The 14687-nt window shown below is 68.7% G+C and carries 15 protein-coding genes; 6 read left to right on the top strand and 9 right to left on the bottom strand.

Features of this window, described 5'->3' with window-relative positions; translation table 11 throughout:
* The first annotated feature begins 169 nt into the window (after positions 1-169).
* A complete protein-coding gene (gene ctrA / locus J2851_RS00475; RefSeq protein ID WP_209762257.1) occupies positions 170-901 on the top strand; it encodes a response regulator transcription factor CtrA in 732 nt (243 codons plus the stop codon).
* Positions 902-1040: 139 nt separating this feature from the next.
* Here the strand turns inward: ctrA and J2851_RS00470 are convergent, their stop codons facing one another.
* The 5 genes from J2851_RS00470 to J2851_RS00450 are packed head-to-tail and all read right to left on the bottom strand — an operon-like array spanning position 1041 to position 6790.
* Positions 1041-1886, bottom strand: coding sequence for a CheR family methyltransferase (locus J2851_RS00470; protein WP_209762253.1), 846 nt, complete (start codon positions 1884-1886; stop codon positions 1041-1043).
* Positions 1883-3058 carry a protein-glutamate methylesterase/protein-glutamine glutaminase gene (locus J2851_RS00465; protein ID WP_370881315.1) on the bottom strand — a complete coding sequence of 392 codons (1176 nt, stop codon included), beginning with the start codon at positions 3056-3058 and terminating at the stop codon, positions 1883-1885. The genes J2851_RS00470 and J2851_RS00465 overlap by 4 nt, the downstream gene beginning before the upstream one ends.
* Before the next feature lie 54 nt (positions 3059-3112).
* Positions 3113-3478, bottom strand: coding sequence for a response regulator (locus tag J2851_RS00460; protein ID WP_209762250.1), 366 nt, complete (start codon positions 3476-3478; stop codon positions 3113-3115).
* 52 nt (positions 3479-3530) lie between these two features.
* On the bottom strand, positions 3531-4031 hold the full coding sequence (locus J2851_RS00455; RefSeq protein ID WP_209762247.1) for a chemotaxis protein CheW: 501 nt from the start codon (positions 4029-4031) through the stop codon (positions 3531-3533).
* Positions 4028-6790, bottom strand: coding sequence for a hybrid sensor histidine kinase/response regulator (locus J2851_RS00450; RefSeq protein WP_209762244.1), 2763 nt, complete (start codon positions 6788-6790; stop codon positions 4028-4030). Before J2851_RS00450 ends, J2851_RS00455 begins: the two co-directional genes overlap by 4 nt.
* Positions 6791-7030: 240 nt before the next feature.
* On the opposite strand from J2851_RS00450, the gene J2851_RS00445 reads away from it, so the two are divergent.
* Positions 7031-7204, top strand: a complete 174-nt coding sequence (locus tag J2851_RS00445) for a hypothetical protein (RefSeq protein ID WP_209762242.1) — start codon at positions 7031-7033, stop codon at positions 7202-7204.
* A gap of 12 nt (positions 7205-7216) precedes the next feature.
* Here J2851_RS00445 and J2851_RS00440 read toward each other — a convergent pair whose 3' ends face one another.
* A complete protein-coding gene (locus tag J2851_RS00440; protein WP_209762238.1) occupies positions 7217-7867 on the bottom strand; it encodes a histidine phosphotransferase family protein in 651 nt (216 codons plus the stop codon).
* 131 nt (positions 7868-7998) lie between these two features.
* Between J2851_RS00440 and J2851_RS00435 the strand changes: the two genes are divergently transcribed.
* The 4 genes from J2851_RS00435 (at position 7999) to J2851_RS00425 (ending at position 10796) form a co-directional block, all read left to right on the top strand.
* Positions 7999-8208: a DUF3553 domain-containing protein gene (locus J2851_RS00435; protein ID WP_209762235.1), complete on the top strand. Its 210-nt coding sequence runs from the start codon at positions 7999-8001 to the stop codon at positions 8206-8208.
* The gene (locus J2851_RS00430) at positions 8205-8612 is read left to right on the top strand and encodes a c-type cytochrome (protein ID WP_209762230.1); all 408 of its coding nucleotides are present in this window, start codon (positions 8205-8207) and stop codon (positions 8610-8612) included. The genes J2851_RS00435 and J2851_RS00430 overlap by 4 nt, the downstream gene beginning before the upstream one ends.
* 106 nt (positions 8613-8718) lie before the next feature.
* A complete protein-coding gene (locus J2851_RS36195) occupies positions 8719-8841 on the top strand; it encodes a hypothetical protein (RefSeq protein WP_281415941.1) in 123 nt (40 codons plus the stop codon).
* A gap of 161 nt (positions 8842-9002) precedes the next feature.
* Positions 9003-10796, top strand: a complete 1794-nt coding sequence (locus J2851_RS00425; RefSeq protein WP_209762227.1) for a sensor histidine kinase — start codon at positions 9003-9005, stop codon at positions 10794-10796.
* Positions 10797-10893: 97 nt separating this feature from the next.
* Here the strand turns inward: J2851_RS00425 and pdxA are convergent, their stop codons facing one another.
* The 3 genes from pdxA to lptG all read right to left on the bottom strand — a co-directional run bounded on the left by pdxA (position 10894) and on the right by lptG (position 14652).
* Positions 10894-11922: a 4-hydroxythreonine-4-phosphate dehydrogenase PdxA gene (pdxA, locus tag J2851_RS00420; protein WP_209762224.1), complete on the bottom strand. Its 1029-nt coding sequence runs from the start codon at positions 11920-11922 to the stop codon at positions 10894-10896.
* On the bottom strand, positions 11922-13409 hold the full coding sequence (locus tag J2851_RS00415; protein WP_209762222.1) for a peptidylprolyl isomerase: 1488 nt from the start codon (positions 13407-13409) through the stop codon (positions 11922-11924). Before J2851_RS00415 ends, pdxA begins: the two co-directional genes overlap by 1 nt.
* A gap of 148 nt (positions 13410-13557) precedes the next feature.
* On the bottom strand, positions 13558-14652 hold the full coding sequence (lptG, locus tag J2851_RS00410) for an LPS export ABC transporter permease LptG (protein WP_209762219.1): 1095 nt from the start codon (positions 14650-14652) through the stop codon (positions 13558-13560).
* Between the last annotated feature and the right edge of the window lie 35 nt (positions 14653-14687).

Below are 14687 nucleotides of genomic sequence, written 5' to 3'. Positions count from 1 at the left end.
TATGATCGCCTCGAAACATTAACGTTAAATGAAGCGCTATGCCTCTGGCGTTAAGCTGAATCGTCTGTTAACCTCTGTAAACAGACGAGCCGATCTGTTAAAGGTCATACGACCTTACCACGCCTTATCGGGTTGCCAGAAAAGCGCCATCAAACGTCGGGATATCGCCATGAGGGTTCTGCTGGTCGAAGACGATTCGTCCGTCGCCAAAAGCATCGAGCTGATGCTCCAATCGGAGGGCTACATCGTCGATTCAACCGACCTCGGTGAGGACGGGCTGGAAATTGGCAAGCTGTACGACTACGACATCATCATCCTGGATCTGATGCTGCCGGACATCGACGGGTACGAGGTTCTGCGCCGCCTGCGCGCCGCGCGCGTCACCACGCCGATCCTGATCCTGTCCGGCCTGTCGGAGCTTGACCACAAGATCAAGGGCCTGGGCTTCGGCGCCGACGACTACCTGACCAAGCCCTTCGACAAGCGCGAACTGATCGCCCGCATCCAGGCGATCGTGCGCCGGTCCAAGGGCCATTCCGACAGCATCATCCGCACCGGCCGCCTGACCGTGAACCTGGACACCCGCACGGTGGAGGTGGACAGCCAGCCGCTGCACCTGACCGGCAAGGAATACGGCATCCTGGAGCTGCTGTCGCTCCGCAAGGGCACCACGCTGACCAAGGAGATGTTCCTGAACCATCTCTACGGCGGTATGGACGAGCCGGAGCTGAAGATCATCGACGTGTTCGTCTGCAAGCTGCGCAAGAAGCTGGTGGCGGCCACGCAGGGCGACAATTACATCGAGACGGTCTGGGGCCGCGGCTATGTGCTGCGCGACCCGCACGAGGACGCCGCACCGCTCCCGCGCGTCCCGCACCCCCAGGCCCAGGCGGCGGGCTGACGCCCGCCCCTTCTCTCGGAACGTCAATCGTAGGTTGGGTGAAGCGTCAGCGAAACCCAACATCGCCTGCATGGTGACGCGTGTTGGGTTGCGCTGACGCTCCACCCAACCTACGCGGAAACCGACGCGGCGGCGGCGCTCACACCGCCGCCTTCAGCCCGCCCGGCGCGGTGAAGCCGCCCAGGCTGTAGAGCCCGCGCTGCCCGTCCACCGGCTTGAAGCGCTCCGTGATGCCCAGGACCGTCTCGGCGCCGCCGAGATACAGCACGCCGTCCTGCGGCATCTGCCGGGCGATGGCGTCCAGCACCTTGGTCTTGGTCGGCTGGTCGAAATAGATCAGCACGTTGCGGCAGAACACCACGTCGAATTGGCCCAGCGCCGACAGGTCGCCCAGCAGGTTGAACTCGCGGAAGCTGACCATCTGCCGCAGCTGCTGGCTGATCTGCCACTTGTCGCCCTGCTGCTTGAAGTGCTTCACCAGCATCTGGATGGGCAGGCCGCGCTGCACCTCGAACTGGGTGTAGACGCCGGACTTCGACCGCTCCACCATCTCCGACGAGATGTCGGTGCCGACGATCTCGATCCGCCAGCCGGCGATCTTCGCCGCGTCCTCGTTCAGCATCATGGCCAGCGAGTAGGCCTCCTGCCCCGAAGAGCAGGCGGCCGACCAGATGCGGATGGACCGCTTGGTCGCGCGGGTCTCCAGCAGCCGCGGCAGGACGATCTGCCGGAACTGGTCGAAGGGCTTCTGGTCGCGGAAGAAGGAGGACTCGTTGGTGGTCATCGCCTCCGTGATGTCGCGCAGCAGGGCTTCGTCCTTGCGCGTGCGCACGGTGGCGGCCAGCTCCTCCAGCCCCTTCATGTTCCACTTGCGCGCCACCGGCATCAGCCGGGATTCGAGCAGGTAGGCCTTGTCGCGGGTGAGGACGAGTCCGGAACGCTGCTTGAGCAGCGTGGAGAACATGTCGAAATCTTCGACTCTCATGCTGCCCTCGACGCGAACTTGCGGATGTAGGGTCCGATTTCCTTCAGCGGCAGCACGGCGGAACAGATGCCCGCCTGGGCCACGGCGCCGGGCATGCCCCAGACCACGCTGGACGCCTCGTCCTGCGCGATCAGCGTGCCGCCGGCGTTCACCACCTCGGTGCAGCCCTTCAGCCCGTCCTGGCCCATGCCGGTCAGGATGCAGGCCAGCACCTTGCGGCCGTAGGCGCGCACGATCGACCGCATCATCGGGTCCACCGCCGGGCGGCAGAAATTCTCGGGCGGGTCCTTGGTCAGCGCGATGACGTTGGCGCCGGCGCGCTGGTGAACCAGCATGTGGAAATCGCCGGGCGCGATGTAGCAGCGCCCCTGGACGATCGGCTCGCCGTCCTTCGCCTCCTGGGCGTTCAGCCCGCACTGGCGGGTGATGTGCTCCGCCAGGATGGTGGTGAAGGTGGCCGGCATGTGCTGGGTGATCAGGATCGGCTGCGTCACGCCGCCCTTCAGGTGGCTCAGCACCTCGAACAGCGCCTGCGGGCCGCCGGTGGAGCTGCCGATGGCGATCAGGTCCGGCTTCACCGGGGCGGCGGCGCCGACGGCGGGCGCGGGGCGCAGGGTCACCGGCGGCGGTTCGCGCTTCAGGAAGGCCGGCGACACCGGGGCCAGCGGCCGCAGTTCCCCGCGGGAGCGGGAGCCGGCGCGCTTGGCCGCCGCGCCCAGCGCCTTCACCTTGGACACCAGCTCGCGCTTGAAGTCTTCCGCCCCGCCGATCTCGCGGGTCGAGGTGGGCTTCGGGATGTAGTCGGCCGCACCCGCCGACAGGCAGCGCATGGAGATGTCGGCCCCGCGCAGCGTGAGCGTGGAGGCCATGATGATCTTGACCTGCGGCGCCACCGCCAGCAGCTTCGGGATGGCGGTCAGGCCGTCCATCACCGGCATTTCGATGTCCAGCACGATCACGTCGATCGAGTTGCGCTGGAGCGAGTTGATGGCCATCTGCCCGTCGCCGACGGACGCAACGACCCGGATGTCGGGGTCGCCTTCCAGGGCGCGGGTCAGGAGGCCGCGGATCACGGCGGAGTCGTCCACCACCATGACCCGGACCGGATCCTGGTTGGTCGGCGATGACGGCGGCGCTGCGGCAAAGGGGCTCTTGCCAAAACGGTCGGACATGACGCGGTCAGCCTTTCGGCGGCCAGGGCGGCTGCGATGCGGGGTGGACCCGCGTCACAGCAGACCGACCTGCTGGAACTTGGTCTGGATGATGTCGCTGTCGAAGGGCTTCATGATGTACTCGTTCGCCCCTGCGGACAGCGCCTCCTGGATGTGCGCCAGATCGTTTTCCGTCGTGCAGAAGACGACTTTGGGAAAGTCCCCGCCGCTCATCTTCCGCAGGCGGCGGAGGAACTCGATGCCGGTCATCACCGGCATGTTCCAGTCCAGAAGGATGGCGTCCGGCATCCGGTCCGCGCAGGCCTCCATGGCCTGTTTGCCGTCCTCCGCCTCGGTGCAGGCGAAGTTCAGCTCCTCCAGGATCTTCCGCGCGACCTTACGGACCACGCGGCTGTCATCGACCACAAGGCAGGATTTCATGGTGACTCGGGCCTCAAGGCTTCGCTTTTTCAGCAGACCGGTGAGAGTAGCCTCAGGCCGCTTCCATGGTGGTGAAATTCAGCAGGCGCGGCACGTCCAGCACCACCATCAGCTGCCCGTTCAGGCGGTAGATGCCGGTGGACACCTCCCGCCAGCGCGGATCGAGCGTCGCCGGATTGCGCTCGAAGTCGTCGTTGGACAGGCTGAGCACCTCGCCGACGCTGTCGACCATCAGGCTGTACAGCTCGCCGCGCAGGTCGACCACGATGGACATGCCCGGCTTGTCCTTCGGGCGCGACGGCAGGCCGAGCCGCAGGCGGACATCGATGGCGGTGACGATGCGGCCGCGCAGGTTCAGCGATCCGGCGACCTCCGGCGGGGCGAGCGGGATGCGGGTGATCCGCTGGTGCCCCAGCACGTCCTGGACTTGGAGGACCGGGATGCCGAACAGCTGGTCGGCGATCGTCATGGTCACATAGTCCTGGTTGCCGCCGGAGACGATCTCGTCGCCCTTGGCCTTCTTGGTCGTGGTGGGCAGCTTGGCGTTGCTCATGCGGCACCTTTCTGCTCGGACAGCGTCTGCTGGAGCGCGTACAGCAGCGCGTCACGGTCGAACTTGGCGACATAGTCGGTGAAGCCGGCCTGGCGTCCGCGGTCGAGGTCGCGCGGGCTGGCGTGGCTGGACAGGGCGACCATCGGGACGGCGCTCCAGCGGCCGCCCTGGCGGACCGCTTCGGCGAAGTCGAAGCCGCTCATGCCCGGCATCTCGATGTCCGACACGATGACGTCGAAGTCCTCGCCCGACTCGCACAGGGCCAGGGCCTCCGTGGCGTTCTCCACGGCCGTCACGTCGTAGCCGGCCACCGACAGCAGCGGGGTCAGCAGGTTGCGGAAGAAGGGGCTGTCGTCGACCAGCAGCACGCGCTGCTGCGCCTTCTCCTCCTCGTAGGCGTCGGTCGAGGAGGAGCCGAACCAGTCCTTGTAGGCCTGCGTCAGGAAGAAGCCGGCGTCGATGACGTCGGTCGCCTTGCCGGCGATGATGGCGGAGCCCATCATGCCCGGACGCTCGGCGGTCAGCTGGACCACCAGCCGCTCCTCCACGATGTCCACGATCTCGTCGACGATCAGGCCCATGCTGCGGTCGCCGTCGGCGAAGACCAGCACCGGCTGGCGCCCTTCGCTTTCCATGGCGAAGGCCGGGTCGATCGGAACCAGCGGCATCAGCTTGCCGCGGTACTGGACGACCGGCATGCCGTTCGACTGCTCGACGGAGGCGAGGTCCACGTCCTCCAGGCGGGCGACCAGCGACAGCGGCACCGCCTTCGGCGCGCCGGCGCCGGCGCGGAACAGCAGCAGCGCCATCTTGTCCTCCTGGCGGGTCGCCTGGACCGAGGTCGTCTCCTTGCTGACGTTCTCGCCCATGGTCATCTCGCCGGTCGCCGACGCGATGCCGTTCGGGTCGAGGATCATGATGACCGAGCCGTCGCCGAGGATCGTGTTGCCCGAGAACATCTCGATGTGGCGCAGGATCGGCGCCACCGGCTTCACCACGATTTCCTCGGTGTCGAACACGCGGTCGACCATGATGCCGAAGGTGTAGGTGCCGACCTGGGTGACGACGATGAAGGTCTCGTCGTCCTTCTTCTCCGCCCCTTCCTGGTCGTCGAGCCGCAGCAGTTCCTGGAGCGAGACCAGCGGCAGCAGGCGGTTGCGCAGGCGCAGGACGGGCGTGCCCTTCAGCCGCTCGATGGTGTGCTCGCTGTCGGCGGCGGCGCGCACCAGCTCGACCACGCTGATCTGCGGGATGGCGAAGCGCTCGCCCGCGCATTCCACGATCAGGGCGGAGACGATGGCCAGCGTCAGCGGGATCTTGATGACGAAGGTCGAGCCCTTGCCCTGCTGGGACTTGATCTCGATCGTGCCGCCGATCTTCTCGATGTTGGTCTTCACCACGTCCATGCCGACGCCGCGGCCGGACACGTTGGTGACCTTCGCGGCGGTCGAGAAACCCGGCTTCATGATGAACTGGATGATCTGCTGGTCCGACATCGTCGCCAGCTCACCCTCGCTCGCCAGGCCGTTCTGGATGGCCTTCTGCTTGATCTTGTCGATCGCCAGGCCCTTACCGTCGTCCTGGATCTCGATGATGATGTGGCCGCCTTCGTGATAGGCGTTCAGCGTGATGCGGCCGGTCTCCGACTTGCCGGAGCGCAGGCGCTCCGCCGGGGTTTCCAGGCCGTGGTCCGCCGAGTTGCGCACCATGTGCGTCAGCGGGTCCTTGATCAGCTCCAGCACCTGGCGGTCCAGCTCGGTGTCGGCGCCGAGCATCTGGAGGTCGATCTTCTTCGCCAGTTCGTGCGCCAGGTCGCGGACCAGGCGCGGCAGCTTGGCCCAGGCGTTGCCGATGGGCTGCATGCGCGTCTTCATGACGCCCTCCTGCAGCTCCGACGTCACGTGGTTCAGGCGCTGCAGCGGGGCGGCGAACTCGCTCTCCTTCTGGGAGCGCAGGATCTGGAGCAGCTGGTTGCGGGTCAGCACCAGCTCCGAGACCATGGTCATCAGGTTTTCGAGCAGGTCCACGTTCACGCGGATGGTCTGCGCGGCGACCGCCGATTCCTTCGCGGCGGCCTCGGGGCCGGCACCGGCCGAGCCGGCGGCGTCGGCGGCAGCGGCGGCGGGAACCTTGGCGGCGGGGGCCGGCTCGGCGTCCGGTACGACGAGGTCCTGGGACGGGGCGGGTTCGTCGGCGGGCTCCGGCGCGACCGGGGCGAGCGCGGTGCTGGTCGGGCCCGGCGTGGCGTTCCAGATCGCCTCGAGCTCGTCGAGCGTGACGTTGCCGGAGGAGGACGGGACCGGCACCTCCGCTGCGGCGACGGCCGGGGCCGTCGGCTCGGGCGCCGGGGCGGGCTTCGCCGCGGGGGCGCCGCCGCCCAGCTTGCCTTCGGCGCACAGGTTCAGGCGCTCAATCAGCGGCAGGTCGTCGCCGGGCGGCTCGGCCTCGGTGGCCTCCAGCACGGCGAGCAGGCTCTTGATGGTGTCCAGCGCCTGCAGGATCAGCGACACCGCTTCCGGGGTGATGGTCAGTTCCCCGTCGCGGAACTTGCCCAGCACGTTCTCCGACGCGTGGGCCACCTTCTCCAGGCGCGGCAGGCCGAGGAAGCCGCAGGTGCCCTTGATGGTGTGGACGAGTCGGAAGATGTTCGACAGCAGTTCAGGATTGTTGGGATTCTGCTCCAGACGGACCAGTTCCACGTCGAGAACGGACAGGTTTTCGTTGGTTTCCGTCAGGAATTCAGAGAGCAGATCATCCATGTCGCGATCCCCAAGCCCTCAATGATGGTCCGATTCCGGCCGGCCGTCCGGGCTGGCGGCTTGCACAAAGCCGCCGGTACGGGCCATTCCAGCTACGCGGGGAGCGTGTCAAACACTGATTAAGAGAACCTTACCTCTTTCGATACCACCCCGGCGGTCCGGTTGCGAAAGCCCGCCTGCGTTTCCATAGTCACAGCCGGGCGGACGTCGCCCGGCATGGAGACGCGGGAGAGCGCAGGCATGACCGACGAGGAGGCGGCGCAGGCGGTGCGCGCGGCGGTGGCCGCGCTGAACGAGGCGATGGCCGCCGCGGCCCGGCGCAGCATCGCCGTGGAACTGCGCACCACGGCGCACCAGACCGCCGAAGGGGTGGAGCGCATCGTCGCCGAGGCGCGCCTCTTCAAGCGCCTTTGATGAGCGCCCCGCTCACCATTCCACGGTGAAGACCAGAGTCTCCGGCCCGGACGGCGTGGCGGCGACGCGGTACCCGTCGTCCTCAGCGAAGCGGCCTGTCATGTAGGCGTGGATGGTGCGCGGGGTCAGGTCCGCCGGCGCGACGCTGCCGTTCAGCGCCGCTTCCGCCTCCGGCTTCAGGGCGCCCGGGCGGCCGGTCGCGGTGATTGTGAAGCGGCCGGACTGCTCGTCGCCCGTGGCGGCGACGGCGATGGTGCCGCCGTGGGTCAGCGCCTCGTCGGCCAGGATGATGACGTTCAGCAGGGCCTTCGCCGCCCCCCGCTTGAAGGCGAGCTGGTCGTTCGGCACCCCCGCCGGCCAGTCCAGCCGCGTGCGCCCGCCCTCCAGCAGCCCCTGCGCGGAGGCGCGCGTGTCGCCGAAGCCCTTCTGCTCCCGCCCGGCGAGCCCATAGGCGAGGCGGAAGACGCGCAGGCGGCGGTCAGCCTGCCCCGACGAATGCTCGATCAGCTTGATCGCCTCGCCCGCGAAGCCACCGCCGGCCGGCTCGTCGTCCTCCATCTCCTCGATCAGTTCCAACCCGTTGCGGATGGCCCCGACCGGGCTGACGAGATCGTGGCAGATGCGCGAGGCGAGAAGCTCGATGACGCGGATGTCCAACGGCACGGACGGTCTCCAAACTGGTGTGATGGCTCGTGGGGTGGACGGGAACTTCCGCGAAGCCCCCCGCATTCTGTAGCATCGGGATCCGCAGCACCCGTTTGTAACACCTCAACACGGCGAAGGGGAGAGACGCCATGGACGATTCGCTGGTTCCCGGCGCCTGGGTTCGCCATCCCGGACAGCCGGACTGGGGCCTGGGGCAGGTGCAGTCGGCGATCGGCGACCGCGTCACGGTGAATTTCGAGCATGCCGGCAAGGTGCTGATCAACACGGCGGTGATCGCCCTCACGGTCACCGACCCGGGCGCGGAGGCGCCCGACGATCCGACCGGAACACGCCGATGACGGGCCGGCGTGCCATGGCCCGTCTGGTCGCCGCCGGCCTGCTGGTTGCCGGGCCCGCGCTGGCCGACCCTCCGTCCGCCCCTCCTCCGGACCCGGAACACGGGAAGGCCCTGTTCCGCGCCTGCTCCCTGTGCCACACCCTGACACCGGACGGCGGCAACCGCGCCGGGCCGACCCTGTGGGCCCTGTTCGGCCGTCCGGCCGGCTCAGTGCCCGGCTACCGCTATTCCGAGGCGCTGAAGAACAGCGGAATCGTCTGGGACGAGAACACGGTATCCCGCCTGTTCGAGGCCGGGCCCGACACCGTCACGCCGGGCAGCAAGATGCCGCTCCAGACGATCCCCAGCGCGTCCGACCGCGCCGATCTCGTCGCCTACCTGCGCGAGGTCACGACCCCGCCTTGACCGGCAGCGTTGCCGGGGTTGAAGCCAAGCCCACGCCCGCCTATGGTCCTGGGAAACGGGTGCCCGCGCGCGCCCGGCCACTCACACCTCACGGGGAGCGTCACCCATGAAGGCCATGGTGCTTGGATTCGCCGCCGCCGCCCTGATCGCGTTCGGCGCCTCGGTCGCCCTGAAGTCCATGGACGACAGTTCGGCGCACCGCTACGCCTCCTCGTCGGTCCGTTTGTAGGTGGTCCGTTTGTAGGTGGTCCGCCTGTAAGGCCGCGATCGCCTCCGATTACCTAAAAAGCAAGGAAACCCTTTCCGGGCGAAGGGTCTCGCAGTACCATCACCCCCCGAGCGTACTTCCGCCGGAGGGCTGTCGGGTTGCGGTCGCGTCTGAAATGGGGAATGGGCGCGTTCGGCATTCTTCTGATCCTTGGCTTCAACGCCATGATCGGATACGACCTGCTGCGCGACCATCAGGACACCCTTCAATCGGCGCACGACGAAACGCAAAGCCTGTCCGTCGTCCTTGAACGTCACGCCACCGACAGCTTCGCCGGGGTGGACAAGATCCTGGCGGGCCTGGCGGAGGTCCTGTCCGTCCGCGACGACACCTTCCAGCGCGCCGATCCCGACATCCACGCGCTGCTGCGCCGCCAGGCGGCGCTGTCCCCGCTGACCCGGGCCATCCTCTTCATCGGGGCCGACGGCCAGCTTCTCCACGATTCCGACGCGCCGCAGCCGGCCAGCCTGAACCTGTCCGACCGCGACTACGTCATCGTCCACAAGGAACACCGGACGGTGGGGGCCTCCGGGGCCGCAAGGGCCTATGTCGGCCTGCCGGTGCGCGGACGCACGTCCGGCACATGGTTCGTCAGCATGAGCCGGCGTTTCGAGACGCCCGACGGGCGGTTCGCCGGGGTGATCGTCGCCATCGTCGAGCCGATCGCCTTCCGGCGCTTCTACGAGACGCTGCGCCTCGGGCACGACTCCATCGTCACGCTGTTCCACACCGACGGCCAGATCCTGGCGCGCCACCCGGACCACGACGCGAACATCGGCCGTTCCGCGCTGAACAACCCGCTGTTCACCACCTACCTGAAGTCGGCCGCGGAAGGCACCCGGGAATACCGGGCGCCGGGCGAGGACCAGCCGCGCATCCTCAGCTACCGCCGCTCGTCGGACTTCCCCATCGTCGTCGACGTGTCCGTCACGCGCGAGGCGGTGCTGGCCCCCTGGCGGAAGCGGGCGTTCAACGCGGCACTGGTGCTGGCCGCCGGCAACGGCATGCTCGCCCTGCTGATCCTGCTGCTGCTGCGCGGGATCGGCCAGCGGGAGCGCATGCTGGCCGACCTGCAATCCAACGAACGCGCCCTGCGCGCGAGCCAGACCCGCCTGATCGCCGACATCGCCGCCCGCCACCGCGTGGAGGCGGAACTGATCGCCGCGAAGCAGGCCTCCGACGACGCGAACCAGGCGAAGACGCAGTTCCTCGCCAACATGAGCCACGAGCTGCGGACCCCCCTGAACGCCATCATCGGCTTTTCGGAGGCTCTGCTGACCGGGATCTTCGGGCCGATGGCGACGCGCCAGGCGGACTATGTCGGCGACATCCGGCGCTCCGGCCTGCATCTGCTCAGCCTGATCAACGACATCCTCGACACGACCAAGATCGAGTGCGGCAAGTACAGCCTGCACGAGGAAAGCCTGTCGGTCCGCGACCTCGCCCTGCACGGCCTGCGGCAGATCGAGCCGCTGGCCGGGGAGAAGGGCATCGCCCTGGCTGTTCAGGTTCCGTCGTCCCTTCCCCGCCTGTGGGCCGACGAACGGGCGATGACCCAGGTTCTGCTGAACCTGCTGTCGAACGCCGTGAAGTTCACCCCGGCGGGCGGGCGGACGTCCCTGACCGCCTCCCTGACGGCGGAGGGCGCGCTGCGGCTCCAGGTCGCGGACACCGGCATCGGCATACCGGCCGCGGATCTCCAGCGCGTGCTGGAGCCGTTCCAGCAGGTGGAGAACGTCCACACGCGGCGTTACCCCGGAACCGGCCTCGGCCTGCCGCTGGTGAAGTCCCTGGTGGAGCTGCACGGCGGCCGCTTCACCCTGGAAAGCGAGCCCGGCGAGGGCACCACCGCCACCGTCACCCTCCCCGCCTTCCGCGTGCGCGCTTCCGTACCCGTGGCCGTAGCAGCACCGTAGGTTGGGTGGAGCGCCAGCGGAACCCAACATCGTCGCGGTGCGTAGTGTGTTGGGTTCCGCTGACGCTCCACCCAACCTACGAACCTACGATCCCTTCCTACCCCCCCGCCCGCGTCCGCGCCATGCGGTCGGCCGTCTGCATGGCGGCGATCAGGCTGGAGGCGCCGGCCTTGCCCGTGCCGGCGATGTCCAGCGCGGTGCCGTGGTCGGGGGAGGTGCGGACGAAGGGCAGCCCCAGCGTGATGTTGACACCGGTGTCGAAGTCGATGGTCTTCAGCGGGATCAGCGCCTGGTCGTGGTACATACACAGCGCGGCGTCGAACCCGCCGCGCGCCGCCGCGTGGAACAGCGTGTCGGACGGGCGCGGGCCTATGGCGTCGATGCCCTCCGCGCGCAGGGCCGCGACGGCCGGCGCGATGATCTCGATCTCCTCCCGCCCCATGCTGCCGTCCTCGCCGGCGTGGGGATTCAGCGCCGCCACGGCCAGGCGCGGCCGCTCGATGCCGAAGTCGCGGGCCAGACCCGCCGCGGTAACGCGGCCGGCGTGCAGGATGGCCGCGGTGGTCAGCTGGTTCACCGCGTCGCGCAGCGACACGTGGATGGTCACCGGCACCACGCGCAGGTCGCGCGCGGCCAGCATCATCACCGGCTCGTCCGTCATCCCGGCGAGGTGCGCCAGATATTCGGTGTGGCCCGGGTGGCGAAAGCCGGCGGCGTAGAGCGCCGACTTCTGGATCGGGTTGGTGACGACCGCGGCGGCCTCGCCGCTGCGCACCAGGGCGACCGCCCGGTCGATGCTGGCGATCACCGCCGCCCCGTTGGCCGGATCGGGCCGGCCGGGCTCGACCGGCGCGGCGAGCGCCTGGGGCAGCACCGGCAACGCGTGGGCGAACACGCCGCCGGCCTCGGCCGCGGAGGACACGGCGCGAACGGGGACGTCCAGCCCGATGCGCGCGGCCAGCCGCGTCAGGCGGTCCGGATCGTCCAGCAGGACGAAGGGCGGCACGTCACCCTGTCCATCGGCAGCGTCCCGCGCCGCCCAGGCCTTCAAGACGATCTCCCCGCCGATCCCGGCCGGCTCGCCCATGGTGACGGCGAGCGGCGGCCGGACCGCGGCGCCCGCCATCAGACGCGGAACTCCACGAAGGCGGAGCGGCGCAGGTCACGCAGGTAGCGGCGGGACAGCAGGTCGGCGCGCTCGTTGATCAGGTCGCGCTCGATCTCCTCGCGCGGCGGCATCTTGATGTCCTTCGGATCGACCGGCGGCGGCGGGGCCGGGGCGGCGACCTGCTGCGGCTCCGGCTCGGGCGGCGGCGCGATCATCGGCATGTCGCGCTTGCAGACGATCAGGATGACGGCGCCGCCCGGGCTCATCAGCACGGGGCTGGGCTGCCCGACCGGGATGGCGACGACCAGCTGCTGCAGGCCGGGCGGCAGGTCCTTGGCGCGGAGCGTGCCCATGTCGCCCGATTCCGGCACGCCGGTGGCCTTGGCCTTCTCCTCGAAGTCGGCGCAGCTCTTGATCGACTTGCGGATCTTCTCCGCCTGGGCCTTGACGGCGGCCAGCTGCTCCTTGCCCTGACCCTGGGCCGGCAGGACGATCTGCTTCATGTTGACCTTGGTCTTGGCAAGGTCGGGCTTCGGCTGGGCGCGCGGCCGCGGCGGGGGAGGCGGGGCGGCCGCCGCGCTGGCGCCGCCGGTGGCGGTGGCGCTGCTGCCGAAGGCGCGCTGGTCGCGCACCAGCAGCACGTGATAGCCGGTCGCCGTGCGCACGGGGGCCGACATCTGGCCCGGCCGCATGGTGGTCAGCACCTTGTCCAGCTCGGGGTTCAGCTCGCCGGAGCGGACCCAGCCCATGTCGCCGCCCGCGGCGGCGCCGGCCGACTGCGAGAACTGGCGGGCCAGCGCCGCGAAGTTGCCGCCGCGCCGCACCTCCTCGACCAGGCGGTCGGCGGTGCGGTGCACCTCGTCCTCCTGGTCCGGGGTGTCGACGGCCAGGAAGATTTCGGCGACCAGATATTCCGGCTTGCCGATGTTGGCCTTGATGCGCTGCATCACGGCGTCGACTTCCTCGTCGCCGACCACGATCTCCTGGCGGCTGCGGCGCTGCATCACCTTCTGCCAGGCCAGCAGGGCGCGCACCTGCTCCTTCAGCGTCGACACCGGCACGCCCTGGCTCTTCAGCAGCGCGTCCAGCTGCGGGCGTCCCATGCGGTTCTGGTCGGCGATGCGCTTGATCGCGTCCTCGATCTCCGCCGGCGGCACCGTCACGCCGAGGCGCTTGGCCTCCTGGATCTGGAGGCGTTCGTCCACCAGCTGGCGCAGGATCTGCGGGGTCAGGCGCTGGCGCGTCTCCGCCGTGTCCTGCACCCCGGCGTTCAGCAGCGCCAGGCGGATGCGGGCGTAGACGTCCGACAGGGAAATGACCTCGTCGTTGACCACCGCGGCGATCCGTTCGGCCGGAGCCGGCGCGCTGGCGGCGGGAGCGTTGGGGGCCTTTCCGGCCGGGGCCTTCGCCGCCTGCGCAAGCGCGGACGACGCGGGGACCGCGGCAAGAAGGGCACAAGCGGTCGCCGCGGCGAAGGCTGACCGGACGGCTCGCAAACTCGACATGGTGCTCCAGCTCCAGAGGTGGTTGCCGTTTAATACGGCCCGACCACGCGCGTGTAAACGGAATCGTGGACGCGAGAGTGGAACGGAATTGTGGCCAAAGACGGGGCGCGCGCCCCGCCGCCCCGACTTTTCCGCCTCCCGTCCTCGCTCAGCCGTCCTCCAGATGCAGAAGCGCCGCGATGCCCAGCAGCAGGCTGACCGCCGCCGGGCTCCAGGCCGCCATGGCCAGCGGGATCGTTTCCGAAATGCCGAAGGTGCGGATGACGTCGCTCGCCACGAACAGCACGAATCCCGTCAGCACGCCGCCGGTGACCATGACCATCGTGCCGCCCCGGCGCGGCAGCCGCAGGGAGAAGGCGGCGGCGAACAGCACCATCGCGACATAAAGCAGCGGCTGCGACAAAAGCGACTGATAGTGCAGCCGGTGCCGCGTCGCCGGGAAGCCCGTCGCCTCCAGCGTCTGGATGAAGCGCGGCAGCTGCCAGAAGGAGATGGTCTCGGGCGAGGCGAAGCTCTCCTCGATCGTCGCGCGGTCCAGTTCCGTCGGGACGGTGTAGGACGGGACGGTTTCCGATTCCTTCTTGCCCTCGTTGATGGTGGCGCTCTTCAGCTCCAGCTGGCGGGCCTGCAGCAGGGCGGTCGGCGCGTCCACGCGGCCAAGGTACTTCATGTCGCGGTCGAAGCGCAGGACGATCACCTGCGACATCTCGAAGGTCTGCGGGTTGATCAGGTCCGCGTGGATGAAATACTGCTCCCGCTCGCCCTGCTGGCGCAGCCACAAGCCGCTGCGCGACACGTCGAAGCTGCTGGCGCGCAGCTTCAGGTAGCGGTCCTGCATCTGGTTGTACTTGGCGATGAAGACCGCGCCGACCGGGTTGATCAGCGTCACCTTGACCGCGCCGATCAGGGCGGCGGCGAGCAGAACGGGCATCAGGAACTGCCAGGCCGACACGCCGACCGCGCGCGCCACCACCAGCTCCGCGCTGCGCGTCAGCCGCCAGAAGGTGAACATGCCGCTGAACAGGATCACGAAGGGGAAGATCTGCTGCCCGATCTCCGGCAGCTTCATCAAGGCCATCTCCACGATCAGGCCCATCGTGATGTCCGGCTTGCTGCCAGCGCGGCGCAGCAGCTCCACAATGTCCAGCAGCATGATGATCGACAGCAGGATCAGCAGCAGCAGGACGAACCAGGTGACGAACTGGCGCCCGATGTAGCGCGACAGCGTGGCGGATGAGTACATGGCGCCGGCCTCCCCGGCCGATGAACGGGCGAATG

It is taken from the genome of Azospirillum rugosum (assembly GCF_017876155.1).
GTDB classification, from domain to species: Bacteria; Pseudomonadota; Alphaproteobacteria; order Azospirillales; family Azospirillaceae; genus Azospirillum; species Azospirillum rugosum.
This window is presented reverse-complemented; position numbering and strand designations above follow the sequence as displayed.